The sequence below is a fragment of the Priestia sp. VA7 genome (assembly GCF_055710015.1).
This window is the reverse complement of record NZ_JBVQPN010000005.1, coordinates 79,221-104,491: the sequence shown is the minus strand read 5'-3', so window position 1 is coordinate 104,491 and position 25,271 is coordinate 79,221. Positions and strand designations below refer to the sequence as shown.

Sequence of the window (25,271 nt, the reverse complement as noted above, 5' to 3'; positions counted from 1 at the left end):
ATTTATGATAAAAAAACTGTAGGAATAAAATGCACAATTTAATTTTAATCGGTGGGAGAGCGTTGATTATGTCAAAAACTATTCATGAATTTAATGATATTATTCGGAAGCTTCGAAAAGATTTATTTGGAAAAGGACCGGAAAGAATACATACGGTTTTTGTTGAAAATATGGCTGTCTCAACACTGTATGGAAATTTAACTCCGACAGAAACATTTATTGCAAGCACTGCTGAAGGATGTGACATGGTTCATCTAGCTCGAACAAAAATGATCCAAGATGTATATGCATCGAATCCGCCGGAAGGGTTAGAAGAATTGGTAGGAGCAAAGTTGGTTAATTTATTTTCAGATATGAAAATAAAAGAAAATATAGCGGTTTCCGTATTCGTTTTTGATAAAAACATTATTTAAAAAAGGAGACATCACATGAACTCGACCGTTAAGAAGCGTACAGTTCTTAGATTTAAAAATGGTCAAATGGAAAGCGTGGAAGATAAAATTGTAACGGAGTTTCCTGTGACTGTGAAAATTAATGAAGAAGAGTTTGTCACGATGGTATGTAGCCCACAATACATTGAAGATATGGTAATTGGCTATTTAGCATCTGAAGGGGTTATCCGAGCATACACAGACATTAAAAACATATGGGTTCAAGAAAAAGAAGGGTATGTTCATGTTACAATAGATAAATTAAACCCGTATTTTCAAAACCTTCAAAATAAACGATATATCACGTCTTGCTGCGGGGCGAGCAGACAAGGGTTTGTCTTTATAAATGATGCACTGACTGCTAAAAAAATGAACGATATATCGGTAGAACTTTCAATTAAGGATTGTTTTCAATTGATGAATAAGCTGCAGCAATCTGCTGCTACGTTTCAAGAAACGGGTGGCGTTCATAACGCTGCTATTTGTGATAAAAATGGCTTTATGCTTAGCAGAATGGACATTGGTAGGCATAATGCTCTAGATAAACTATACGGGTATTGCTTAAAACACCATATTTCAATTAGAGATAAAGTAGTCGTTTTCAGCGGCCGTATTTCTTCAGAAATTTTGTTGAAAGTAGCGAAGATCGGGTGTGAAGTGGTTCTTTCAAAATCCGCCCCGACTGAACTTGCTTTAAATCTAGCAGAAGAATTGGGAATTACAACGGTAGGGTTTATTCGAAATGATTCGTTGAATATTTATACATGCCCGGAAAGAATTTTAAGAGAGAGTTAATCTGCTGTGGAGAAGCTGACAGCTAGAGAGAGGAGAGATGAGGCAGATGTCATACGCTATAGTTGATACTTTAAAGCGTCCTTTACGAGACTTGCGTTTGTCAGTAACAGATCGCTGTAACTTTCGCTGTCGATATTGTATGCCTGAAGAAATTTTTGGGGCAGACTATCCATTTTTACCTGCCGAAAACATTCTTTCGTTTGATGAATTAGAGAGACTCACTAGATTATTCGCATCGCTAGGAGTAAAAAAAGTGCGTATAACGGGAGGAGAGCCGCTGCTAAGAAAAGGCTTGCCAGATCTAATCAATCGTCTGAAGCAAATTAAGGGTATAGATGATATTGCCATAACAACAAACGGCTCACTGTTAAAGAAGCATGCAGAAGCCTTATCAAAAGCGGGATTATCAAGAGTAACCGTTAGCTTAGACTCGCTTGATGAAGTGAGATTTCAAGAGTTGAATGGAAACCGAGGAAGCGTAAAACGAGTATTAGAAGGAATAGAAGCAGCAGCTCTTGCGGGGATTTCAGTCAAAATAAACATGGTTGTCCAAAAAGGCAAGAATGAGCAGGATATTCTTCCGATGGCCCACTATTTTAAAGACAAAAAACATACGCTGCGTTTTATTGAATATATGGATGTTGGAAATTCAAACGGCTGGAAAATGGATGAGGTTATAACAAAGAAACAAATTCTTGATATAGTTGGACAAGAAATGCCTCTTGAAGAAATTACACCTCATTATACGGGAGAAGTAGCCACCAGGTATCGATACGTCGGAACAGAAGAGGAAATTGGTATCATTTCATCTGTCACAGATTCATTCTGTTCCACTTGTTCACGCGCAAGAGTATCGGCTGAAGGAAAGCTCTATACCTGTTTGTTCGCGTCAAAAGGATATGACCTCCGCACACTGATACGGTCAGAAGCCTCTGATCATACTGTTTGTGACACCATTTCTGATATCTGGAGTCATCGGAAAGATCGTTACTCAGACGAACGAGCTAATGGAAGACAGGTCCAAGGCGCTGAAAAAGTGGAAATGTCTCATATTGGTGGATAATTCAAAGAAGCTTTATACATGCCAATCACTGCGGTGATTCACATTTATAAAAGTGGGATCTTCTGCTGAAAAAGGCACGCGAAGGACGTTTGTCTGATTCAACAATTGCGTAAGCCTTCTTTCACCCTGTGTAACGAGTTGTTCAATAAGAGGAAGCGTTCTACGGTGATAGAGTGCTAGAAGCGGGTGAATGTGATCAGGCTGAACAGGAAGAACAATGTCAGGTGAGTCCGTTTGGGTCAGTGTGATCATGTGATGAACAAACTCAGCATTAATAAAAGGAATATCGCAAGAAAGAATAAAGAACCATTCAGCGCAGCAATCGATCGCAGTTAAAGCGTGATGAATTGCATACAAAGGACCTTGATACGGGCATTTTTCAACTGCAAATGCAACATCCTTTCTTTGAAAATAAGGGAGTAAATCTTGGTTGGTAGACACAAGTATAGGTGTGACGTGATTTTCTTTTAATGCATCTATACTATATTCGTAAAATGATTTCTTCTTATAGGTTTCAAACATTTTGGGTTGACCGTAGCGAGAAGATTTTCCTCCTGCTAATACAATGCCTGCAATGGACATTTATTAAATACCTCCATCAAAATATATTTGTATATTTATGCAAAAAAGCCTCCGTAAAGCAGCGTAGCTTTATGTGTATAATAGCATGTTTTTAAAGAAATATCTTTGACAAAGGAATAGACAGTGAAGTCAGAGATTGAATGAGAAAGGGAGAGAAAAGAGTGACAGAACGTTATTCACGTCAGCAGCTTTTCCAGCCTGTTGGAAACAAAGGGCAGCAGCAAATTAGAAGTAAGCATGTTTTAGTTGTAGGTGCAGGGGCTCTAGGCAGCGCTAGCGCAGAAGCCCTCGTGCGTGCTGGAATTGGAAAATTGACTCTTGTAGATCGTGATTATGTAGAATGGAGTAATCTACAGCGTCAGCAGCTTTATACAGAACAAGATGCGCAAAACAAACTACCTAAAGCTGTAGCAGCAAAAAATCGTTTGCGTCAAATAAACACGGAAGTGAAGATTGAAGCGCTGGTGATGGATGCTCAGCCTGCTAATTTAGAAAGTATCGTCCAAACAGCCGATGTGATCATCGATGCGACAGACAACTTCGACATCCGTTTTATTTTAAATGATTTGTCACATAAGTATGAAGTTCCTTGGATATACGGCTCATGTGTAGGGAGTTATGGCGCCACTTATACTGTTATCCCAAATGTAACCCCTTGTCTGCACTGCATATTGAAAAAAGTGCCTGTCGGAGGAGCAACCTGTGAGACAGCAGGAATTATTAGTCCCGCTGTTCAAATTGTGGCAGCCTATCAAATAACCGAAGCATTAAAAATTTTAGTCGAAGATGTTGAAGCTTTGCGCCACACATTTCTAACCTTTGACGTCTGGAATAATCAGCATGCTGAATTTAAGACGGGCAAAATGAAAAGTGATAAATGTTCTTCTTGCGGATCAACCCAAACATATCCGTACTTAGCGTATGAAAATCAGCTTAAAACAGAAGTTCTGTGCGGCAGAGAGACGGTTCAAATCAGACCCTCGCCGCGCCATTTGTACAACTTCGATGAATTGGAAAAACGGTTAAAAAAACAGGGGAAAGTGGACCGCAATCCATATCTTCTGTCATGTCAGCTTCCAGAGCAGCGCTTTGTAATTTTTCAAGATGGCCGTGTATTTATTCATGGAACGAATGATATTCAATTTGCGAGAAGCTTATATTATCGTTTACTAGGATGAGTAAAGGAGTGAAAAGAATGAGAGAAAAGCGAACTCCTATCCCTGTTGGAGAATGCGTTGGACGAGTGATGCAGTATGCAAAAAACAGAAAGCAAGAAATCATTGCGCTTGAAGAAGCTCACGGCAGATTTTTAGCTGAAGATTTAATAGCAGATCAGGATATTCCTGCTTTTGATCGTTCTCCATATGATGGTTTTGCCGTTCGGTCGCAAGATACGAAAGAAGCATCATCACTTCATCCAGTAGAACTGGCTGTTCGAGGAGAAATAGGAGCGGGTTCTGTTTTTGAACATACAGTCAACGCGATGCAGGCTGTGCGTATTATGACAGGAGCTCCTATTCCTAAAGGCTGCGATGCGGTTGCGATGCTTGAAGTAACAAAAGAATATACGAAAGACAATCAGCCGATCGTTCAAATCAAGCGTTCGTTTAACAGCGGAGATAACATTTCTTTTCAAGGAGAAGAAACAACAAAAGACACTGTGTTAGCTTCAAAAGGAACGTATATTACTCCCGGAGTAGCAGCTCTTTTAGCCACATTTGGCTATAGTAATGTAGCTGTCTTCAAAAAACCTGTAGTTGGATTACTTGCAACTGGAAGTGAACTAGTGGAAGTGAATGATCCTGTTGAACGGGGCAAAATTCGTAATAGCAATGCTCATATGCTGCGTGCGCAAATTGAAAAAGCTGGAGGCGAAGTGAACTATTTTGGTATTATGCCTGATGATTTAAGTCAGTGCTACAATGCGGTAAAAGCTGCACTATCAGAAGTGGACATGCTGATTACAACGGGCGGCGTTTCAGTAGGAGACTATGATTATCTACCAGATGTGTATAAACAATTACAAGCCGAAGTTCTTTTTAATAAAATAGCAATGAGACCAGGCAGTGTAACAACGGTTGCTCGTATGGAAGAAAAGCTTTTATTTGGCCTCTCGGGAAATCCTACAGCGTGCTATGTCGGTTTTGAACTTCTGGCTCGTCCGGTAATCAGTACATATGCGGGTAAAAGAACCCCTCATCTTCGGAAAGAAAAAGCTTTGTTAGGAAAGGACTTCTTAAAGCCAAATCCTTTTATGCGATTTGTATCTGGCAGGCTTTCATACAGGGAAGGACAGCTGATTGCTTCTCCATTAAGCTTTACAAAATCTAGTGCTGTTTCTTCTTTAGCTCATGCGGATACATTAATTATATTTCCTGGAGGGACGAGAGGATACAAAGAAGGAATGCTGGTTGACGTCTTATTGCTAGATGATGTGCGGGGAAGTGAATGGCCTTGGTAGCTTGTTGTACCGTTTTACAAGTAGTTGGATTTCAAAACAGCGGAAAAACTACTTTAGTGGAAAAGCTCATTAAAAGAGCGAAACAATTCAATCTATGTGTAGGTTCTATTAAGCACCATGGACACGGCGGACCTCCAGATAGCAGCAGTGAGCTAAAAGACAGTCATCGCCACCAGCAAGCAGGTGCCGATGTGGCAGGTGTAGAGGGAGGTGGAATCCTTCAGCTTACGGCAGATAGTAAAGACTGGACCCTAAAAAAGCTGATTGATTTTTATCAATTTTTCTCGCCAGATGTCATTTTTGTTGAAGGATATAAAAAAGAATCCTATCCAAAAGCAGTCTTGATTCGAAGTGAAGAAGATCTTGTTCTGCTTTCCTCTCTAACTAATATTATATGCGTGATCAGTCACGTTCCGCTTAAAAAAGAATTGCAGCGAGCATATCCAATATTTCACTTACAAGAAGACGAGCTTTATCTTAATTTTTTATTGAAAGAAGTGGGGGAAAGAAGATGAACCAGCACTTATTTGAAGTAGTAAATCAGCCAATTGCCGTAGATGAAATAATTAAAAAAGTTTCTAGAAGAGACGCGGGAGCTATTACGACATTTATTGGAACGGTAAGAGAATTTACAAAAGGCAAGCAGACGCTCTCTCTTGAATATCAAGCCTATGTGCCAATGGCCGTGAAAATGCTTAGCCAAATTGGTGACGAAATTCAGGAAAAGTGGCCCGATGCTTTGACAGCTATTACTCATCGAATCGGGATGCTTGATATAACAGAAGTCGCAGTAGTTATTGCCGTTTCTTCTCCGCATCGCAAAACAGCTTATGAAGCAAACGAGTATGCTATTGAACGTATTAAGCAAATTGTGCCAATTTGGAAAAAGGAATTTTGGGAAGACGGAACAAAATGGATTGGAGATCAGTTAGAAACAAAAGAATATCCTGAAGGAAAGCCAATGAAGGAGATGTAAAAATGATTAACGTCTTATTTTTCGCTGCTATACGTGAAGAGGCTGGAGTGGAACAAGTAACAGTTGATAAGCAAGATATAACAGTGAAGGAATTAAAGGAATATGTGCAAAAAACGTATAAGCTGTCCTCTCTGAAGCAAACGATGACCGCAGTCAACGAAGAGTTTGTAACAGATGAAGAAACCATTAGAACGGGAGATACCGTCGCATTTATTCCGCCCGTTAGTGGAGGATAAAAAAAGGTGCTGAATATACAGCACCTTTTTTTATTATCTAAATTGAGCTACTTTTTCGATTGGTAAACGTACAGACGGGTAACCGCTATTTGCTGCTTTGCCGATTGAAAGTAACATAACCGGCGCATAGCGCTCTTTGTCTAAACCGAATGCTTCGGCAATTTGATCTTTTTCATAACCGCCAATAGCGTTTGTATCATAACCGTGAGCACGTGCAGCAAGCATTAACTGCATAGATACTAAACCGCTGTCAATTAATACTGTTTCTTTATTTAATTCTTCAGAAGCAGCTGCGTAGTGCGCTTTGATTTTAGGAATTTGCATATCTCTAATTTCTTGTGGCATATAGCCTAGTTCAACAGCTTTATCGTAAATTTCATCTAAATTTTCTTCACTTTTTAAATCGCCGAAAATCGCAATAACAGCTGCTGATGTTTCTACTTGTGATTGATTAAATTTAGCAAGCGGAGCTAATGTTGCCTTTCCTTCAGGGCTATCAATTACTAGAAAGCGCCAAGGCTGTGCATTAACAGAAGATGGAGCTAGCGTCGCTTCGGTTAAAATTTCTTTCATTTCTTCACGGCTGATTTTGACAGATGGGTCGTAATAACGAATAGATCTGCGCCCTGTAATAATATCTTGGAAATCATTGTTTAGTGTTTTTGTTTGCGTCATGATGAACTCTCCTTTATGTTAAAAATGTTATGACCGTTCAATGGCCGAAATGTTTACTTTTAAACGCTCAAGCATTTTGGAAAGCAGCAGCTGTTCTTCTTCGCTGAAATCTTTAAATGCTTCATCAATAAAGCGAGCTTTTTCGTTTCGAAATGCACCGATTTTTTCATGTCCGCTTTTCGTAAGCTTTACAAATGTTACGCGGTTGTCATCAGGGTTTTTACGGCGTGATACAACATCTCTTTCTTCGAGCTGCTTTAAATGCCTTGTAATTGCAGCATTGTCAATGTTTACTTGCTGTTGAAGCGCCTTTTGACTCATTTCACCTGTTTCATAAAGCTGATGTAAAATATCAAGACGTGATTGGCTAACACCGGTACAATGCTCAAACTTTTGATTAATTTGTTTATTAACTTCTTGCAGAGTATACAGAACATTTGCTTTTTCAGAACATGAATGTGACAAGAAAGTCGCTCCTTTTTCTATGATATTTATTGATGGATTAATATTTGATACATCAATGTTTGATACATCAAATAATATAAAATAAATAAAAGTGAAAGTCAAGAAAGTGAACGTTGTTTTTTAAAAATAATAAAGAAAGAGGCTGAGACGTAACGAAATGAATCCCATTCAAAGGTGAACAATCTGGATATGTAATCTGGACTGCTTGCTCAACCGCAGTTGATTTCCGTGCAAGGCTTCGCTTTCCGCGAGCGGCCGCTGAGCCTCCTCGTCGCTTGAGCTCCTGCGGGGTTCTCACCTGTTCCACTGTTCCCGCAGGAGTCTTCGCCTTGCCCTCCAATCAACTGCTGGAAGGAACGAAACGGATAAAATCTACGTTCACCATAACAAAAAAAACGAACCGCTAATCAAACTGTTTGATTAGTGGTTCGTTTTTCATTTCAGCTAAACTATTTTTGCCTCAGCCTCTTTAAGCTGAATGATTTTTTTTGCTAATTTGTTCATGCGTATAGGGAGATAGAAACGGAATACGCTTGATAATCAAATCGTGAATCCAGAATAATCGCTGAATAAGAGGAGTTGTTTTAGCTGAAACGTATATAATAAAGCATCCGATAGCTCCCGCAATCACCATCCCTCCAAGTACATCTGCTGGATAGTGAACGCCTACGTAAATACGTGAAAGGCCCGAAATGACAGCCCATATAAAAATGATGCTTCTCCATTTGTTTTTTCGTAACCACATAATCCAAGCAGCAGAAAAGACTAAAATCGAATGATCACTCACAAAAGATGAATTAGCCGGGTGCGGAATCAGCTTATGAACGTGATGAGTTACAAACGGACGCGGGTGGTAATACACCAGGTGAATGACTTCGTTGATACATAGAGAAAGTACAATTGTAAACAACATGTATAAAGCTGTATAACGGTGATAAATTGTTCTTTCTGTTTTTCCGCTAAACCACAGCAAAAGCAAACAAGCCATTATAAAATAAGGAACGCTATTCGTGATGATAATCATTACAGAATCCATTGCGCTGGATTTACCAGCAAACGAGTTAATACATTGAAATACTTCGTAATTGAGGTTCATTTGTTTTCTCCTTATGCAGTACTTTTCACTCTTAGTTTAGATTGACACTCTAAAAAAACGATGAATTTCACATTAAAAATCAATTAAAATCTGAAATTTAAGGGCATTTAATGATATAAAAAGGAGAGGAAGAAACTGCTTTTAGAATAGGAGATGAAACAGTTGAAAAAGGTTTTATTTTTACCTCTTCTAAAAATGCCTTCTGGCCATCATCAAGTGGCAGAGGCGTTAATGGATATATTGGAAAGAAGAACAACAAATATTTGTTATAAAAAAATAGATTTATTAAGCTATACAAACGAACTATTAGAAAAAGTGGTCACAGGCGCATATTTGAAATGGATTCGTTATGCTCCAGAAACGTACAATATGGCATACAAACATCTCTTTTATGAACCGCCTGTTCATTCATTCAAATGGTATCATCACGTATTCGCAAAAAAAATGGAGCACTTAGTTAAAGAAGAAAATCCGGATTTAATTATATGCACACATGGGTTTCCTTCTTATTTGCTCAGTCAATTAAAAGCAAAAGGCAAGTGCGATGTACCTATTATAAATGTCTACACAGATTTCTTTATTAATAATTTATGGGGAAAAGAAGAGATTGATTTTCACTTTCTCCCTAGTGAAGAAGTAAAAAAAGGACTTCGTGCTCAAAGTGAAATTCCACTTCAAAATATGATGGTCACAGGAATACCGGTACATGAAGAAATAACAAAAACAAGAACATTTAAGCATCCTGGTAATCGAAATATTTTAATTGCTGGAGGCAGCAGCGGTTTAGGCAATATTATGGATTTCTACAATGATTTAAAAGATGCGAGCCATTTTCATTACTTTGTCTTATGCGGCAAAAATCAAAAGCTATATGAAGAAATCAAGGGATGGGAATTACAGCACGTTACACCGATTCCGTACATTTCATCACGCACAGAAATGAATGAACTGTATGAACAAGTGGATGCTATTGTAACAAAGCCAGGTGGTATCACGGTCAGTGAAGCTCTTCGCAAGAATTTACCGATTTTTGTTCATTCTGCTTTACCAGGTCAAGAAGAAGTGAATTTACGCTATTTAACAGAACGAAACTTAGTTCAAGAACTAAAGGCGGATCAATCGTTAGAAAGTCAGCTGCAGGCAGTGCTGCAGGATGCTGATAAAATGAGCACATTATATAACGCGATTGCTGCTTACCATAAAGAAATCGAAGCACAAACGCCTGAAGAACTTTTAGCAGTAGTCAATTGGATTTTAGGCGAAAAGCAAACGATTGGTCTTCATGCGTAAAACATTCATGTTTACAAACAATAAGGATAAGCTAAAAGACAAGTATGTTGAAAAAGTAGGGTTTAGATAAAAAAACAAACATCTTTTGAAAAAGATGTTGTTTTTTTATCTAAAGAAGCTATTCTTTCACTTAAGACATGTGGTGAGAGGTGTATAACATGAAAGAGAAAATTTTAATTGTGGAAGATGAAGCGCAAATTGCGAAAGTGTTAAAGATTGAATTGGAATTTGAAGATTATGAAGTAGATGTTGAGTACGACGGGAAAGCGGGGTTAGAGACGGCAACATCCGCTCAATATGACCTCATTTTGCTAGACGTGATGCTTCCAAGTCTGAGTGGTATTGAGGTGTTAAGAAGACTTCGGAAAGCGGAAGTATTTACGCCAGTTATTTTATTAACTGCCAGAAATACGACGCTGGATAAGGTAATGGGCTTAGACCAAGGGGCTAATGATTATGTTACAAAACCGTTTGAAATTGAAGAACTGTTAGCACGGGTTCGCTCTTGTATTCGCTATCGTTCGCTCGTAGAAGCATCAGGAACGAAAGAAGCTGAAGCGGAGCTCTTAACGATCAGTGATTTGACCATTAATCTTGAAACAAGGGAAGTCCTAAGAAACAATGAATCCATTACGTTGACACCGAAAGAGTATGATTTAGTCGTGTATTTGCTTACCAATAAAAATAAAATTGTCACGAGAGAAGGAATTCTCACAAACGTTTGGGGCTATGAATATGAAGGAGAAACGAACGTAATTGATGTGTATATTCGCCACTTAAGAAAAAAAGTAGATGAAGGTTTTTCTACTTCTCTCATTCATACGGTGCGGGGCGTAGGATATATGATGAAAGAGGAGAAACATGAAGATCACGACGAAGATTAATTTACTGACAACAGCATGGCTAGTGGTTATTTTATTAATCATGAACATCGTTGTTTTTTTCTCCTTTACTAAATCTACCGTGAATATGGAACAGGACATTTTATTCGAAAAAGCACGCGAGATTATTCAAAAAGGTCAGCAAGATCATTCCGTGGAGCTCTCGCCGGAGTTACTAAAATTTTATTTGACCAACCATTCATTTATCCGAACAGTCTCAGAAAATTCTACGGTCATTAACCAGGTATCAAATGACCCTCATCTGGTGAAAATTAAGCCCGAATTTTCAAAGAAAAAAAAGGTGAAACTTCGCAAAATCAGAGAAAAGCAAGTATTGGTTATTCGCATGCCTGTCAAAGTCAATAATCAAGTCGTTGAAACGCTTGAGATTGGTGAGCTCCTGACTGGTTTTGAAACCCGTAAAGATATTTTGCTATCAATTTTGATTTTTTGTTCGCTTGTGTCCATTTTACTGTCTCTTTTAGGAGGAAGATGGTTATCACGCGTCATTATGCATCCTATTAAAAATATGGTCACAACGATGAAAGAGATCGAAGAGAGCGGTGTTCCTAAAAAAGTCCTTATTCAAACCGAAACGAGAGATGAACTGCAGGGGATGACCGTTACCTTTAATCATATGATTGACCGCTTGCGAGAAAATATTGAAAAGCAAAATCAGTTTGTTTCCGATGCTTCTCATGAATTAAAAACCCCTCTAACCGTTATTCGCAGTTATTCTAATTTATTAAGAAGAAGAGGGATTAAAAATGAAGAAATTACGCTCGATGCGATCAACACTATCTATGCCGAAGCAACCAAAATGCAAAAAATGATTGAAACGCTGCTTGATCTGGCAAGTGTGGAAAAAGAACAAACGCTTGATCTGAAGCAAACAGATCTTGTTCTTATTTTTGAACAAATCGTTAAGCAGCTGCAGCAGGTATACAAAAGAGAATTAGTTCTTCATTATGATCAAACGCCCATTATGATTGAAGTGGATGAACTAAAAATGAAGCAAGTATTGATTATTTTGCTTGATAATGCAATTAAATACAGTACGGATAAAATTGAAGTGACCGTTGAAAAAAAGCAGGAAGATGTCATTATCAAAGTAAAAGACTATGGAATTGGCATTCCAAAAGAAGATCTTGCACATATTTTTGAACGTTTCTATCGAGTCGATAAAGCCAGAAGCAGAGCTACGGGAGGAACGGGGCTTGGACTGTCGATTGCACAAACTATTGTCCGTCAGCATAAAGGCGAGATTTTTATTAAAAGTGAAGAAGAAAAAGGAACTGAAGTTGTGATTCACCTTCCCGTTGAAAAATGAGGAGATTGGGGGAAAAGTGGTCTAGTGGAAGGAAGATCTGAACGATAAATCGTTCGGATCTTTTTATTTTTCTCAGACTAAAGTATGAAGGTATTTCATTATAAAGTCGTTCGAAACGCATGAAAAAAGCGAATAAAATAAGAGTATCAACAATCAGTGGAGGTTTTAGTATGAGTTATACTCTTTTTATAAAAGCAAATGACAGATCGGCAAGTGAAGCGGTTAGCGTGAAATTATATGATGCATTTTTAGAAAGCTATCAACAATCGCACCAAGATGAAGAAATAATAGAGCTAAATTTGTTTCAAGAAGAACTTCCTTATTTAGGTGCCGACATGATAAACGGTCGGTTTAAATTAGCAAGAGGGCTAGAAGTGACGGCAGCGGAAAACAAAGCAGCAGAAACTGCTAATTACTACTTAGAACAATTTGTGAGAGCAGATAAAATTGTTATTGCCTTTCCGCTTTGGAATTTTACTGTGCCGGCCGTGCTTCATACGTACTTTGATTATTTAAATCAAGCAGGCAAAACGTTTAAGTATACGCCAGAAGGTCCGGTGGGATTACTAGGCGATAAAAAAGTGATGTTATTAAATGCACGAGGCGGAGTGTATTCAGAAGGTCCAGCAGCTGAGGTCGAAATGGCCGTTAAATATGTAGGCAGCGTACTTCAATTCTTTGGAATCACAGATGTGAACTCTGTTATTATTGAGGGACATAATCAGTTTCCAGATCGTGGGCAAGAAATTATTGAAAGTGGCCTAGAACAAGCAGCACAATCAGCCAAAACATTTTAAATCATATTCGTAAAAGAGGACGGGACAACAGTATTTTAGGTGAAGGTATATCCGAACGATGAATCGTTCGGATTTTTTGATGTTATAGTAAGCGTAGGTTTCATGCATGTAGTAGCTTCTAGGTGTTGATTGGAGGGCAAGGCGAAGACTCCTACGGGAAAATCGGAACAGGTGAGGCCCTGCAGGAGCGCAAGTGAAGAGGAGGCTCGGCGACCGCCCACGGAAAGCAACAGTGGTGTCACAAGCGGTCATACTAGCGCCTTTATCCCATTTGTCCTTCTTTAGATTGAATTGATTTATTATGTCTCCATCTCTTCTTTATATTTTTGCTGTATATCTTAAAACTTAATAGGTAAAATGAATAAATAATATAAAAAATATTCGCTTTATCTATAGGAGGAGCAGAGATGGATATTCGTCAGCTTAATTATTTTTTAGAAGTTGCTAAATTAAGGAGCTTTACTAAAGCATCTCAAAGTCTCCATATTTCACAGCCGACCTTGAGCAAAATGGTGAAAAACTTAGAAGAAGAATTGGAAGTAGAATTAATTGATCGGTCCGCAAGACAGATTGATTTAACGGACGCCGGGGAAGTGGTGTATAAGCAAGGACAAAAAGTCATGGCATCCATTGATGAGCTATCGACTTATTTATATGATGTGATGAATCTGAAGAGAGGGATGATTAAAATTGGAATTCCTCCATTGATTGGAGTTCTGTTCTTTCCAAAGATTATCAAAGGGTTTCAGCAGCTCTATCCAGATATTACGATTAAACTTATTGAATACGGAGCCAATCGTGTTCAAAAAGCAGTAGAAAAAGGAGAGTTAGACTTAGGTGTAGCGGTGCTTCCGGTAAATGAACATCTTTTTGATAGTAATCCTTTTATCTCTGAAAAAATGCTTTTATATGTTCACAATTCCCATCCTTTAGCCTCTAAAACTCATGTGGAAATTAATGAATTGGCCCAAGAGAAATTTATTTTATTTAATGAAGATTTTACGCTTCACGACCGGCTTATTCATGCATGTCAACAAGCAGGATTTGAACCTAACGTAGCTTACGAGAGCTCTCAATGGGATTTTATTGGTGAAATGATTGCCGAAAACTTAGGAGTATCTATCTTTCCACAGTCCATTGCGGCAAAAGTAGATTCCTCTATTGTAAAAGCAGTTCCTATTACTAACCCTTCAATTTCATGGGATTTAGGATTGATTTTAAAAAAAGATAAATATATTTCATATGCCTCTAAGCAATTTCTTCACTATATGAATGAACAGCATTCTGCTTTATATAGATAAAATGCATATGTTGTATTGAAGATATGTATTTTACGAAAGAGAGAATGTGCGTTAAAGTAGATAGTGTAGAAAACATACAAGAAAACAAACATTGATTCCGCGCGGTGTCAGTAAAAAATACGGAGGTTGATTTTACATGGCACAAGATAGTTATCTAAAAGGTTTAGATAAATTAATGGAATATACATTAACGAGTAACGATGATATTTCAACTCATTTAAAAATTACAGAAGACTTAAAAGACCTAGCTCCTGACGTTGGGAAATATATTATTGAATTTGCCTATGGAGACATTTATTCACGACCGGGTCTAACCAATAAGCAACGAGCATTAGTTACCATTTCATCATTGGTCACTCAGGGTACAGAGCCTCAGCTTGAGCTGCATTTAAATACAGGTTTAACAGCTGGACTAGAGCCGAAGGAGATTGTGGAGAGCATTATTCAGTTAATCCCATACACAGGCTTTCCTCGCGTGTTAAATGCTTTAAGCGTAGCCAAGAAAGTATTCGCTCAGCGTGACGTGGAAGTAGAGGCAGATGAAAAAGAGCTGGTAGAAAATAAATAATAAGCACAACAAAGACGCTCTAAAAGAGCGTCTTTGTTTATGCGAGCTGCTTTTGTTTGGTTTCTTTTCCTAGAAAAACAACCGAACCAACACCGATTAAAATAGCTCCACAAAAGATTGAGAACGTAACGGTTAAAGACGTACCTTGCGTTGACATATATCCAACTAACAGAGGCCCTAAAATTCCTCCAATTCGTCCAAAAGAAGCAGCCATTCCAGCTCCTGTGCCTCGGATAGATGTCGGATATTGCTCAGGTGTATACGCGTATAAAGCACCCCAAGCACCTAAGTTGAAGAAAGACAACAGCATACCTGCTGTTAGCAGCAGCCAAAGTGACTCGGCATTTCCAAAGATATATGCGCTAGCAGCCGTACCTAACAAATATGTGACCAATACGAATTTTCGGCCCATGCGTTCAATAAACCAAGCAGCCGTATAATAGCCAGGCAGTTGAGCTAATGTCATAATCAATACGTATTCAAAGCTTTTGATCAAGCTAAATCCTTTAATGACCATGACGCTAGGTAGCCATAAAAACATGCCGTAATATGAAAATACAACGCAAAACCACAGAACCCAGAGCATAATGGTAGATTGACGATAAGGCTTAGACCACACGCTTCTTACATTGTCCGCAATCGACGGTTTCTTTTCCTTTGTCGCCTCTACAAACTGAGGAGAATCGGGCAGTTTAATGCGCAAATAAATGGCATAAAACGCTGGAATAGCCGTTAGGATAAGCGCTAGCTGCCACCCGTAAGCTGGGATTACAAAATAAGAAATAAGCGCTGCCAGCAGCCAGCCGAAGGCCCAAAAACTTTCTAATAATACTACCACTTTACCGCGTTTTTCCGGCGCCACCGTCTCAGAAACAAGTGTAGAAGCAACCGGAAGCTCTCCTCCTAAACCCATTCCAATTAAAAATCGAAATACTAAAAAAGCAGCAAGGGTAGTAGTAAGAGCTGAAAGGCCGCTTGCCACTGAAAAAAGAACAAGAGTTACAATAAAAACGGTTTTTCGCCCAATTCGATCAGCCAGTAACCCAAACACCAAAGCTCCAACCGCCATTCCGATCGAGTTAACGCTGCCTATCCAACTCATTTCAGTAGGGGAAAGTCCCCATTCAGCGTGAAGAGCTGCAATGATAAAAGACAAAATGCCAACATCCATTGCATCGAAGAGCCACCCGAGCCCTGCGATGCCAAGCAGCTGACGTTCTGATAATTGTTTTGTTTTCATGTCTTCCTCCTAGAAGCAAAGAATTTTGCTTTAAGTTTACACCTGTCTTGACATAATGTCACGTCTATTTTAAAGAAAAAATTCAAACGGAAAAGCTCTATACCTAGTGGTATAGAGCTGGTTTTATTACCACATTTTACTGTAAAGCATTTTTTTAGACCATGTATAAGTCCTATGACCGCCGTCTATCGCAATGCAATGACCTGCTACATATGAGCTGTCATCGGATGCTAAAAATAATACCGCACCTTCTTTCGCGGAGCGTTCAGCGGTTGCTTTTCCTATGCCAGAGCTTGACCCTGTAATAACAGAAACTTTTGATTTTAGACGTTCCAATTGTATCCCTCCGCAAAAATAAGTGTAATAGGTATGTATGTTCATGTCCTCCTCTATTATTTTGATAAAACGTTGCCAGGTTATACATATGTGAATAAAAATAAAGAGACGCAGATAAGGCAAATCCATTGTATAATGAACAGCAGTATGTCAGAAAAAATGAGGTGTTTACATGAAAGCAATCATAAAAAGCTTTATTAATGGACTCTTAACGATTGTCCCTATTATCCTTGTTATTTATATTTTGGTAAGAGTGTTTAATTTTTTAGACAGCATTTTAGGAAACGTATTGAAGCCCTATATGAAGCAGGATTATATACCGGGGGTTGGGATCTTAGCGACTCTTCTTTTAATTACGTTCTTAGGATGGTTATCCACTCGTTTTTTTGCAGGGAAAATCATTAACTTAATTGACCGGTTGTTAGAAAGAATACCGCTTGTTAAAACGCTATATACCGTTATTAAAGATACGTTTCAATCTTTTCTTGGAGAGAAAAAGTCCTTTTCAAAAGTCGCTTTAGTGACGATGCCCGGCACGTCAATGAAAGTTATAGGGTTTGTGACCTCTGAAGAAGTAGAAGAGGTGATTCACTCGTTAAAAGACCACGTAGCCGTCTATGTTCCACAAACTTTTCAAGTAGCTGGTTTTACTTTTTTGATTCCAAAAGAAGAAATTGAATGGTTAGATATTAAGCCGGAAGAAGCCATGAAGTTCGTGTTATCTGGGGGAGTATCTAGTTCAAAAACAGAAAAATAACAGAAGGCTTGTTGAAGCCTTCTGTTATTTTTGTTGGAGTAAGGCTGTTAAAAGATTAAGCGGTTCTTCCAACGGTTTAAGTTCCGTTAAATTTCCAACCATGCCTTTTACAATAGCAGCGGTAGGCTTATCTTTTTTTAGCTCCGTTTGTAAAATGTGAAAGCTGTCTGCGTGCTCATCAGAAATATGATCGCTGGTGTCTAGCAGATGTTTAATTTCCTCAAGAACTTGTTTTACCTGCTCATTTTTACTTAGAAAAGTCGTTCGTTCCTTTCCGTATATATCTTCACCAAAAGAAGCGGGAATAAGGGGACGAGGTTTTCTAGCCAATAAATCTTCTACTAATACATCAACTCGGTCCATTATGTACTGTGCTACTTCTTTAAAGGTAAGCTCGTATTGATTGAAGATAATAATTTCTAAAAAGGAATGATGAATACCTTCAATCATTTTCGTTAAATCCGAGATATAAGGAGTTACGTCTTCTCCGTATACGCTAACGAGGCTTTTGCGATGAAAGTAAAACGTTTCTCGCTGCATTTTATGAACAAAGGTCTCCACTTCTTTGTTAAATGGAATAGATTTTTCACGAATTTGCATGATAATAAAATCTCTATGCTCCGTAATAAATTCATAGAAATAGATAAGCTGATTCATATAGCGGCTGCGGGCATCGTTTACTTCCTCGTCGAGAGCATAAACAGAGCTAAAGAGCTTTTCATAGTAAAAGTTTAGAATTGATAATAAAAGTGCATCCTTAGATTTGAAGTGCAGGTAAAATGCACCTTTTGAAATGTTGCATTCATCTACAATTTCTTGCACAGAGGTAGCATTAAATCCTTTTTTGGCAAAAAGCTTAATCGAAGCTTCAATTATTCTCTTTTCTTTTTCTTTCATGTATTCTACCTCCTTTATTGAACAATTTAGCCATTCATTTCGTTAGATAATAGTATCATACACTAAAAAAGATAAAGGTATATATCAAAGTTAAAACCGGGAGTCAGTTCCTTTAAAAAACGATTTATCGTAAATATGTCTTTATTATGAACATGTTAGGAGAGAGCCTGCTTAGGGTTGACACTGACCAGTTAGTCATTTATATTTTAAGTTGTTGTGACCGATCAGTCAATTTTATTAGTATACATATATTTGAAGGAGGATATGCATTGGGGAAGTTTATTAAATTTTCATTGAAAAATAAATTTGCAGTATGGCTGTTAACGCTCTTTGTCATTATTGCAGGGCTGTATTCAGGGTTTAATATGAAACTAGAGACCATTCCTGATATTTCAACGCCTGTTGTAACAGTCAGTGCAACTTATCCGGGAGCCACTCCGGAACAAGTGGCAGATAAGGTGAGTAAGCCGATTGAACAAAAGCTTCAGGGACTGAGCGGTGTTGACACAGTTAGCTCGTCTTCTTATGAAAATATGGCTACTATTCAAGTTGAATATAGCTTTAGTAAAAATATGGAGAAGGCAGAAGACGAAGTTAGGCGAGCTCTTTCAAACGTGGATCTGCCAGATGATGTAGAGGAACCAAATGTTTCAAGGCAAAGCATCAGTGATTTTCCGATTATTTCATTAAGTGTTTCAGATGATAAAAAATCATTAGAAGGCTTAACGAAGTATGTAAAAAATACCGTTGTTCCCCAAGTTGAAAAAGTGCAGGGAATTTCTTCGGTCAGCGTGTCAGGAGAACAAGTTGAAGAAGCAGAACTTGTATTCAAACAAGACAAGCTCAAGCAGCTGGGACTCGATGAAGATACGGTGAAAAAGCTGATCCAAGCATCCGATGCAAAAGTGCCGGCTGGTACGTATACGATGGATGGATCTCAAAAATCTGTTGTGGTAGACGGAAAGATGACAACAGAAAAAGATTTGGAAAACTTAGAGATCCCAGCTGTGCCTAGTCAAGGAGCTGCTCAAGGTCAGCAACAAGAAATGAGCCAGCAGCAGACACAAGGAGCCGTACAGCAGGTGCCGTCCGCAGCTTCGATTCCAACTGTGAAATTAAAAGAAATTGCGGATGTTAAAGTGATGGGGAAAGCAGAATCCATTTCTCGCACGAACGGAAAACCTTCAATTGCTGTACAAGTTGTCAAAGCGAAGGATGCGAACACAGTAAATGTTGTAAATGATATTAAAGAAAAAATGAATAGCCTAGAAAAGAAAAATAAAGACCTTCACGTTGACAATATTTTTGATCAAGGTAAACCGATTGAAGATTCTGTTCATACGATGCTAAATAAAGCTATTATCGGTGCGGTCTTTGCGGTTATTATTATTCTTTTATTTTTACGTGATATTCGTTCAACGATTATTGCCGTTATTTCAATTCCGCTTTCGCTATTAATCGCCATTTTGGCGCTCAAATCAATGGATATCTCTTTAAATATTATGACGCTTGGAGCGATGACTGTAGCCATCGGAAGGGTTGTAGATGATTCCATTGTCGTTATTGAAAATATTTACCGCCGCATGGCTTATCAGGAAGAAAAGCTTAAAGGAAAAGATTTAATTGTTGCGGCGACGAAAGAAATGTTTGTTCCAATTTTCTCTTCTACAGTCGTAACCGTGGCCGTATTCTTACCGTTAGGTCTCGTAGAAGGACCGGTAGGAGAGCTATTCTTACCGTTTGCGTTAACGGTTGTTTTTGCACTGTTAGCATCACTGCTAGTAGCGGTAACACTCGTGCCAATGCTTGCTCATTCGTTATTTAAAACAAATGTAAAAGTAAAAGAAGAAAAGCCAAGCAAACTAGCGCATGGATATAAGCGAATTTTGAACTGGACGCTAAACCATAAGCTTATTTCCTTTGGATTAGCCGTCCTACTGTTAGTAGGAAGTTTATTCTTAGTTCCTTCTATTGGCGTGAGCTTCTTGTCATCCGATCAAGAAAAAACGCTGACGCTTACGTATACACCGAAAGCAGGACAGTCTCAAAGCGACGTAGAAAAAGCAGCAAATCGTGCAGAAGCGTACTTGATGAAGCGAGATGGTGTCAAAACGGTTCAGTATTCGTTCGGTGAAGGCAACTCGTTTAATCCGGGAAGCAAAAATAACGTTTTAACATTTGTGCAATATGACGAGGATACACAAAACTTTGATAAAGAGCAGGATAAAGTATTAAAAGCTCTTAATAAACAAGCGAATCAAGGTGAATGGGGCTCAATGAATACAGCGTCTAGCGGCAGCAATAATTCATTAAACGTCCTTATTTACGGAGATAGCTTAGATGAAATCAAACCTTATGCTGATAAAGTTCAGCATGTTCTAGAAAAGCATAAAGAACTGAAAAATGTCGATTCTACGCTTTCAGATACGTTTGATGAATATACGCTAGTACCGAACCAAAAGAAAGCCGCTGAACTCGGCTTGTCTGCTAGTCAAATCGGCATGCAAATTTCGAACCTTGGACAGCGTGAAGTATTAACGACTATCCAAAAAGATGGAAACGAAATTAACGTATACCTTCCAAAAGAAAAAGAGGATTTCTCTACTTTTGCCGAACTTTCAAGCACAAAAGTGACCTCTCAAACTGGTCAGGAAGTTACATTAAATGAAGTTGTCGATATTAAAAAAGGTAAAACATCGAATACGGTAACTCGTCGTGATAATAAAATTTATGCAGAGGTAAGTGCCGATATTAAGAGTGACGATGTAGGCGGCGTTTCTTCTAACGTCCAAAAAGAAGTGAAGAAAATTGATTTGCCAAGTGATATGGATATTAACTTTGGCGGAGCATCAGAGCAAATTAATGACTCATTTAGTCAATTAGGAATTGCTATGCTCGCAGCCATCGGTATCGTGTACTTCGTACTAGTACTGACATTTGGTGGAGGGCTAGCACCGTTTGCTATCTTATTCTCACTTCCATTTACACTTATTGGTGCACTAGTGGCGCTGTTAATCTCTGGAGAAACAATCAGCATTTCTTCGATGATTGGAGCTCTTATGCTGATTGGAATTGTGGTAACAAATGCAATTGTGCTGATTGACCGCGTGATTCATAAAGAGCAAGAGGGTCTGTCGACGCGTGAAGCGTTACTAGAGGCTGGAATGACACGTCTTCGCCCGATCTTAATGACAGCTATTGCAACGATTGGTGCACTGCTTCCATTAGCGTTTGGATTTGAAGGTGGAGGCCTTATTTCAAAAGGGCTAGGGGTTACGGTAATCGGAGGACTAACAAGTTCTACGCTGCTTACGCTCATTATCGTTCCAATTGTCTATGAGTTTTTTATGAAGTTTAAGCGCAAAAAAGTAAAAAAGTAGAAGCAAAACAAATTTCCGCTTTTGAGGTGAATAGCGATGAAGTCAATTGATAAACTAATGAAACAGCTGATTCAACAAGGAATTAAAGCAAAGAAAGTAACGATTGATAAATCAAAGCGCCAGCAGTGGATGTCCATCTCATTGCCTAAAACGGCATGGCAGCATTCAAAATAAAAAAGAGCTGACTTAGAGTCAGCTCTTTTTTTTATTAACGATCTGTATCTTCAAATGATCCTTCTTGATAGGCGTCGCTTACTTGCTCATGTGTTTCTGCTAGGCCTTGTGAGAGTGCATCTTGTCGGTTATAATCTTCTGTTTCGAACTGACGGTCAGCCATTTCATTTGTATCAGGCTGCTTTTTAGGCTGTTTTTTTGAATTCATTTTCACCACTCCTATTTAATAAAGTGAGACCACGGTTAGTGTGCGATGAAAGGAAATACATTATACATGCAAAAAGAGCTTCGATTCGTCGAAGCTCTTTCTTTCATAGTATTATTGTTTTTTATCTAAGAAGATTTTTTCAATATCATCAAGTACGATATTAGCTGCTAACACACCGCCTGCTGTATTCCAAGTAGCATCATCTACTTTATGAACATGGTCTTCTTGAGCTACTTTTAACTTTTTGAAAAGCGGATCGTTTATCCATTCTTTTTCAAGCTTTGTTGCTTCGCCGTCTCCCGTTTCATAAGAGAAGTAGAATAGCTGATCGCCGTCCATTGCCGGAATGCGTTCTTTTGTTGCATTCATTTCAGCAAAATCATTTTTGTCTTGAGATTCAGGGCGAGCAAAGCCAAGCTGATCTAAAATAACGCCTGAGAACGAATCTTTATGATAGATACGAACGTCTCCAGCTGTAAAGCGTACAACTGAGATTTTTTGTTTTAACTGATCACCAAGACGTTTCTTTAAATCTGCTACGCGATTGTCATAGTCAGCTAATACTTCTTTACCTTTTTCCTCTTTATTCACAGCTTTTGCATATAGCTTAAAGTTTGATTTCCAGTCTCCGCGCAGCTCTTCAGAAAATACAGTCGGAGCAATTTGACTCAGCTGATCGTATACTTTTTCTTGGCGCATCTTATTTCCGATAATCAAGTCAGGTTTTAAAGCTGCGATTGCTTCTAAGCTTGGCTCGCTTTCTGTACCTACACTTTTAACGCCTTTCATCTGACCTTTAATATGGTCATACCACGGATTTCCTAACCATGATTGAACAGCACCCACAGGCTTTACACCCATTGCAAGAAGAGCTTCAGTACCTTCGTTTGTTAAAACGACTACTCGTTTAGGTGTTCCTTTAATCTCTGTTTTATCCATTGCGTGTTTTACTGTATAAGTTTCGCCAGAACCCTCAGTTTTTTCTTTTTTATTATCGTCAGCGCTGTTTGAATTACCGCAGGCTGCCAGCACAAGCAGTGTCATAATGGTAAGAATGGATAACAAATATGACAACTTGCCTTTAGAATATGTATTCACATCTCTTCCTCCTCTTAAGTGATAATGATTTTCATTAACAATTAAGATAATATTCTAACTTTTAAGCGGTGTCAATTAAAAATTGAAAATGATTCTCAAAATCATTGACACTTTTTTCAATGTTTCCTAAACTAAAGGTTAGATATATATAGGAATCATCTTAGAGGAGAGCAATGAAAATGATGCTACGCAGTGTTCAAATGAAAGTAATGGGGCTCATCATTGGAATCATGCTGCTTTTAATCTGTATTGGATTAAGTATCGTACTCGGATACACAGATACAAGTATCAAGACAGCATTTGAAGCTTTTCAAGCGTTTAACGGTTCGAATGAGCACATAGTTATTCAAAATATTCGATTGCCGCGCGCTATAATTGGTGCTGTGGTAGGTATTTGTTTAGGAATTGCAGGAGCAATGATGCAGGCGTTAACGAAAAACCCACTTGCTTCACCAGATATTATTGGTGTGAACGCTGGGGCCAGCTTTTTTATTGTTGTTGCAGTGATGATTTTTTCGGTCAATTCACTTCAAGCTTTTACATGGATTGCATTTGTAGGAGCGGCATTAACCGTAGTGGTTGTCTATTTTCTTGGGTCCATCGGAAAAGAAGGATTAACGCCCATTAAATTGACGCTCGCAGGAGCGGCTATTGCAGCCTTTTTCTCTTCTTTAACACAAGGGCTGCTGGCTGTCGATGAATCTTCACTTGATCAAGTTCTCTTTTGGCTGGCTGGGTCTGTTCAAGGGCGCAAGGTGGAAATGCTGTATGGCATACTGCCTTATGTAGTGCTAGCAATTATTGTCACGTTTTTTATTGCTTCAAAAATTAATATTTTAACGATTGGTGAAGATGTAGCTAAAGGATTAGGTCAAAGAACGGCTCTTGTGAAAATTATAAGCGGGATCATTATTGCCATTTTAGCTGGTGGAGCCGTTGCAGTAGCCGGTCCGATTAGCTTTGTTGGAATCATTGTTCCTCATGTTGTAAGAGCAATTGTAGGACAAGATTATCGCTGGGTATTTCCCTATAGTGGGGTTGCCGGCGGGATTTTAATTTTATTAGCTGATGTTGCGGCCAGGTATGTCATTATGCCTCAAGAAATCCCTGTTGGAGTCATGACTGCTGTTATTGGTACACCTTTCTTTATCTATATGGCAAGGAAAGGGGCCAAGGCGTCATGAAAACATACTTATCTCTTCGCTTAAAGCGGATTTCATTTTTAGTTAACATAAAAGCAGCTTTGATTATCACTGGTTTTTCAGCTGCACTTATTGCTCTTTTTTTATTAAGTGCAGGTACGGGTGACTTATTTATCAATCCCTTTCGTGTGATTAACATTTTAGCGGGTCATGGACTGGAGTTTGAACGGTTAGTTGTTACCTCCTTTAGACTTCCGCGCATTATCGTTGCCATTTGTGCCGGTATTTGTTTAGCCATTGCAGGTGCTATCTTGCAGGGGCTTGTGCGAAATCCGCTTGCTTCACCAGACTTGATTGGATTAACAGGGGGAGCGTCAGTCGGTGTAGTGTTATTTTTGACACTATTTAGTGATAAAAGCAACTCGTTAACCGTAAGTATTAATTGGATGCCTGTTAGCGCATTTTTAGGTGCATTGGCAGTGGCGCTTTTACTTTATGTGTTTGCCTGGAAAAATGGCGTCTCTCCTATTACACTAGTATTAATAGGAATTGGATTAACAGCGTTAACGAAAGCTATGACCACGCTGTTTATGATTATGGGTCCTATCTATCGCGCCAGCCAGGCAAATATTTGGATTACAGGAACGGTGTATGGCTCAAACTGGGCCAGTGTTTCCGTACTAGTTCCTGTTACAATAGGGCTGGTTATAATCACGATTTTAATGATTCGAAATTTAAATGTTCAAGAATTAGGTGAAGAAATTGCGACTAACGTTGGAAGTCGCGTTCAAAAAAATCGATTGGCACTATTACTGATGAGTACAGCTTTAACAGGAAGCGCCGTTGCATTTGCCGGCGGAATTAGCTTTGTAGGATTGCTTGCTCCACATATTGCCCGAAAGCTGGTAGGTTCTTCATTCGGAGCTTTAATACCGCTATCGGCACTAATCGGAGCGATTTTAATCACAGCAGCAGATTTAATTGGCCGAACATTTTTCTTGCCAATCGAAGTGCCAGCAGGTGTATTTACAGCTGCAATTGGCGCACCGTACTTCATTTATTTACTATACAAACAAAGAAACGTATAGCATT

The 25,271-nt window shown here is 38.7% G+C and carries 28 protein-coding genes and 1 pseudogene; 19 read left to right on the top strand and 10 right to left on the bottom strand.

Features of this window, described 5'->3' with window-relative positions:
- Positions 1-68 precede the first annotated feature (68 nt).
- From AC0C45_RS22655 to moaA, 3 genes are all read left to right on the top strand, one after another.
- Positions 69-413, top strand: a complete 345-nt coding sequence (locus tag AC0C45_RS22655) for a Na-translocating system protein MpsC family protein (protein WP_013085380.1) — start codon at positions 69-71, stop codon at positions 411-413.
- A gap of 66 nt (positions 414-479) precedes the next feature.
- Positions 480-1,226 (top strand): formate dehydrogenase accessory sulfurtransferase FdhD, encoded by a 747-nt coding sequence (gene fdhD, locus AC0C45_RS22650; protein ID WP_370506938.1) that lies wholly within the window; start codon positions 480-482, stop codon positions 1,224-1,226.
- Between the two features lie 46 nt (positions 1,227-1,272).
- Positions 1,273-2,289 carry a GTP 3',8-cyclase MoaA gene (gene moaA / locus AC0C45_RS22645; protein ID WP_472928849.1) on the top strand — a complete coding sequence of 339 codons (1,017 nt, stop codon included), beginning with the start codon at positions 1,273-1,275 and terminating at the stop codon, positions 2,287-2,289.
- Between the two features lie 12 nt (positions 2,290-2,301).
- Here the strand turns inward: moaA and mobA are convergent, their stop codons facing one another.
- Complete coding sequence (mobA, locus tag AC0C45_RS22640; RefSeq protein ID WP_047931124.1) at positions 2,302-2,871, bottom strand: molybdenum cofactor guanylyltransferase; 570 nt, start codon at positions 2,869-2,871, stop codon at positions 2,302-2,304.
- 161 nt (positions 2,872-3,032) lie between these two features.
- On the opposite strand from mobA, the gene AC0C45_RS22635 reads away from it, so the two are divergent.
- The 5 genes from AC0C45_RS22635 to moaD are packed head-to-tail and all read left to right on the top strand — an operon-like array spanning position 3,033 to position 6,544.
- A complete protein-coding gene (locus AC0C45_RS22635) occupies positions 3,033-4,049 on the top strand; it encodes a molybdopterin-synthase adenylyltransferase MoeB (protein ID WP_472928847.1) in 1,017 nt (338 codons plus the stop codon).
- A gap of 17 nt (positions 4,050-4,066) precedes the next feature.
- Positions 4,067-5,332, top strand: coding sequence for a molybdopterin molybdotransferase MoeA (locus AC0C45_RS22630; RefSeq protein ID WP_237893103.1), 1,266 nt, complete (start codon positions 4,067-4,069; stop codon positions 5,330-5,332).
- Positions 5,320-5,847 carry a molybdopterin-guanine dinucleotide biosynthesis protein B gene (mobB, locus tag AC0C45_RS22625; RefSeq protein WP_128821382.1) on the top strand — a complete coding sequence of 176 codons (528 nt, stop codon included), beginning with the start codon at positions 5,320-5,322 and terminating at the stop codon, positions 5,845-5,847. The genes AC0C45_RS22630 and mobB overlap by 13 nt, the downstream gene beginning before the upstream one ends.
- The gene (locus AC0C45_RS22620; protein WP_472928845.1) at positions 5,844-6,308 is read left to right on the top strand and encodes a molybdenum cofactor biosynthesis protein MoaE; all 465 of its coding nucleotides are present in this window, start codon (positions 5,844-5,846) and stop codon (positions 6,306-6,308) included. The genes mobB and AC0C45_RS22620 overlap by 4 nt, the downstream gene beginning before the upstream one ends.
- Before the next feature lie 2 nt (positions 6,309-6,310).
- Entirely contained in the window at positions 6,311-6,544 is a 234-nt protein-coding gene (gene moaD, locus AC0C45_RS22615) for a molybdopterin converting factor subunit 1 (protein ID WP_472928843.1), read from the top strand.
- 33 nt (positions 6,545-6,577) lie between these two features.
- On the opposite strand, the gene AC0C45_RS22610 is transcribed toward moaD, so the two are convergent.
- The 4 genes from AC0C45_RS22610 to AC0C45_RS22595 form a co-directional block, all read right to left on the bottom strand.
- On the bottom strand, positions 6,578-7,219 hold the full coding sequence (locus AC0C45_RS22610; protein ID WP_034648443.1) for a nitroreductase family protein: 642 nt from the start codon (positions 7,217-7,219) through the stop codon (positions 6,578-6,580).
- A 27-nt stretch (positions 7,220-7,246) separates the two neighbouring features.
- Positions 7,247-7,684 (bottom strand): MarR family winged helix-turn-helix transcriptional regulator, encoded by a 438-nt coding sequence (locus AC0C45_RS22605; protein ID WP_237893100.1) that lies wholly within the window; start codon positions 7,682-7,684, stop codon positions 7,247-7,249.
- A gap of 67 nt (positions 7,685-7,751) precedes the next feature.
- Positions 7,752-7,991, bottom strand: a complete 240-nt coding sequence (locus AC0C45_RS22600; protein WP_372588402.1) for a hypothetical protein — start codon at positions 7,989-7,991, stop codon at positions 7,752-7,754.
- A gap of 162 nt (positions 7,992-8,153) precedes the next feature.
- Positions 8,154-8,780, bottom strand: coding sequence for an undecaprenyl-diphosphatase (locus AC0C45_RS22595; protein WP_237893098.1), 627 nt, complete (start codon positions 8,778-8,780; stop codon positions 8,154-8,156).
- A gap of 162 nt (positions 8,781-8,942) precedes the next feature.
- On the opposite strand from AC0C45_RS22595, the gene AC0C45_RS22590 reads away from it, so the two are divergent.
- From AC0C45_RS22590 to AC0C45_RS22565, 6 genes are all read left to right on the top strand, one after another.
- On the top strand, positions 8,943-10,070 hold the full coding sequence (locus AC0C45_RS22590; RefSeq protein ID WP_237893097.1) for an MGDG synthase family glycosyltransferase: 1,128 nt from the start codon (positions 8,943-8,945) through the stop codon (positions 10,068-10,070).
- Positions 10,071-10,228: 158 nt separating this feature from the next.
- The gene (locus AC0C45_RS22585; protein WP_013059676.1) at positions 10,229-10,954 is read left to right on the top strand and encodes a response regulator transcription factor; all 726 of its coding nucleotides are present in this window, start codon (positions 10,229-10,231) and stop codon (positions 10,952-10,954) included.
- Positions 10,932-12,281: a sensor histidine kinase gene (locus AC0C45_RS22580; protein WP_257063909.1), complete on the top strand. Its 1,350-nt coding sequence runs from the start codon at positions 10,932-10,934 to the stop codon at positions 12,279-12,281. Before AC0C45_RS22585 ends, AC0C45_RS22580 begins: the two co-directional genes overlap by 23 nt.
- Positions 12,282-12,451: 170 nt before the next feature.
- Positions 12,452-13,078, top strand: coding sequence for an FMN-dependent NADH-azoreductase (locus AC0C45_RS22575; RefSeq protein WP_034648450.1), 627 nt, complete (start codon positions 12,452-12,454; stop codon positions 13,076-13,078).
- A gap of 407 nt (positions 13,079-13,485) precedes the next feature.
- Positions 13,486-14,379, top strand: a complete 894-nt coding sequence (locus AC0C45_RS22570) for a LysR family transcriptional regulator (protein ID WP_472928839.1) — start codon at positions 13,486-13,488, stop codon at positions 14,377-14,379.
- A gap of 136 nt (positions 14,380-14,515) precedes the next feature.
- The gene (locus AC0C45_RS22565; RefSeq protein WP_472928837.1) at positions 14,516-14,947 is read left to right on the top strand and encodes a carboxymuconolactone decarboxylase family protein; all 432 of its coding nucleotides are present in this window, start codon (positions 14,516-14,518) and stop codon (positions 14,945-14,947) included.
- A gap of 37 nt (positions 14,948-14,984) precedes the next feature.
- Here AC0C45_RS22565 and AC0C45_RS22560 read toward each other — a convergent pair whose 3' ends face one another.
- Both AC0C45_RS22560 and AC0C45_RS22555 read right to left on the bottom strand, forming a co-directional pair.
- Complete coding sequence (locus AC0C45_RS22560; RefSeq protein WP_025752638.1) at positions 14,985-16,187, bottom strand: MFS transporter; 1,203 nt, start codon at positions 16,185-16,187, stop codon at positions 14,985-14,987.
- 126 nt (positions 16,188-16,313) lie between these two features.
- Positions 16,314-16,427 (bottom strand): annotated as a pseudogene (locus tag AC0C45_RS22555) (SDR family oxidoreductase); the annotation flags it as partial.
- A gap of 268 nt (positions 16,428-16,695) precedes the next feature.
- Here AC0C45_RS22555 and AC0C45_RS22550 point away from each other — a divergent pair.
- Positions 16,696-17,280: a DUF502 domain-containing protein gene (locus AC0C45_RS22550; protein WP_013085360.1), complete on the top strand. Its 585-nt coding sequence runs from the start codon at positions 16,696-16,698 to the stop codon at positions 17,278-17,280.
- A 24-nt stretch (positions 17,281-17,304) separates the two neighbouring features.
- Here the strand turns inward: AC0C45_RS22550 and AC0C45_RS22545 are convergent, their stop codons facing one another.
- Positions 17,305-18,177 carry a TetR/AcrR family transcriptional regulator gene (locus tag AC0C45_RS22545; RefSeq protein ID WP_034648460.1) on the bottom strand — a complete coding sequence of 291 codons (873 nt, stop codon included), beginning with the start codon at positions 18,175-18,177 and terminating at the stop codon, positions 17,305-17,307.
- A gap of 269 nt (positions 18,178-18,446) precedes the next feature.
- On the opposite strand from AC0C45_RS22545, the gene AC0C45_RS22540 reads away from it, so the two are divergent.
- Together AC0C45_RS22540 and AC0C45_RS22535 are read left to right on the top strand one after the other, a co-directional pair.
- Positions 18,447-21,557: an efflux RND transporter permease subunit gene (locus AC0C45_RS22540; protein WP_034648463.1), complete on the top strand. Its 3,111-nt coding sequence runs from the start codon at positions 18,447-18,449 to the stop codon at positions 21,555-21,557.
- A gap of 36 nt (positions 21,558-21,593) precedes the next feature.
- Entirely contained in the window at positions 21,594-21,731 is a 138-nt protein-coding gene (locus tag AC0C45_RS22535; protein WP_237893094.1) for a hypothetical protein, read from the top strand.
- Positions 21,732-21,765: 34 nt separating this feature from the next.
- On the opposite strand, the gene AC0C45_RS22530 is transcribed toward AC0C45_RS22535, so the two are convergent.
- Positions 21,766-21,939: a YozQ family protein gene (locus AC0C45_RS22530; protein ID WP_013085357.1), complete on the bottom strand. Its 174-nt coding sequence runs from the start codon at positions 21,937-21,939 to the stop codon at positions 21,766-21,768.
- 111 nt (positions 21,940-22,050) lie between these two features.
- On the bottom strand, positions 22,051-23,037 hold the full coding sequence (locus AC0C45_RS22525; RefSeq protein ID WP_034648466.1) for an ABC transporter substrate-binding protein: 987 nt from the start codon (positions 23,035-23,037) through the stop codon (positions 22,051-22,053).
- A gap of 179 nt (positions 23,038-23,216) precedes the next feature.
- Between AC0C45_RS22525 and AC0C45_RS22520 the strand changes: the two genes are divergently transcribed.
- Positions 23,217-24,221, top strand: a complete 1,005-nt coding sequence (locus AC0C45_RS22520) for a FecCD family ABC transporter permease (protein ID WP_237893093.1) — start codon at positions 23,217-23,219, stop codon at positions 24,219-24,221.
- Positions 24,218-25,267, top strand: coding sequence for a FecCD family ABC transporter permease (locus tag AC0C45_RS22515; protein ID WP_029319259.1), 1,050 nt, complete (start codon positions 24,218-24,220; stop codon positions 25,265-25,267). Before AC0C45_RS22520 ends, AC0C45_RS22515 begins: the two co-directional genes overlap by 4 nt.
- The last annotated feature ends 4 nt before the right edge of the window (positions 25,268-25,271 follow it).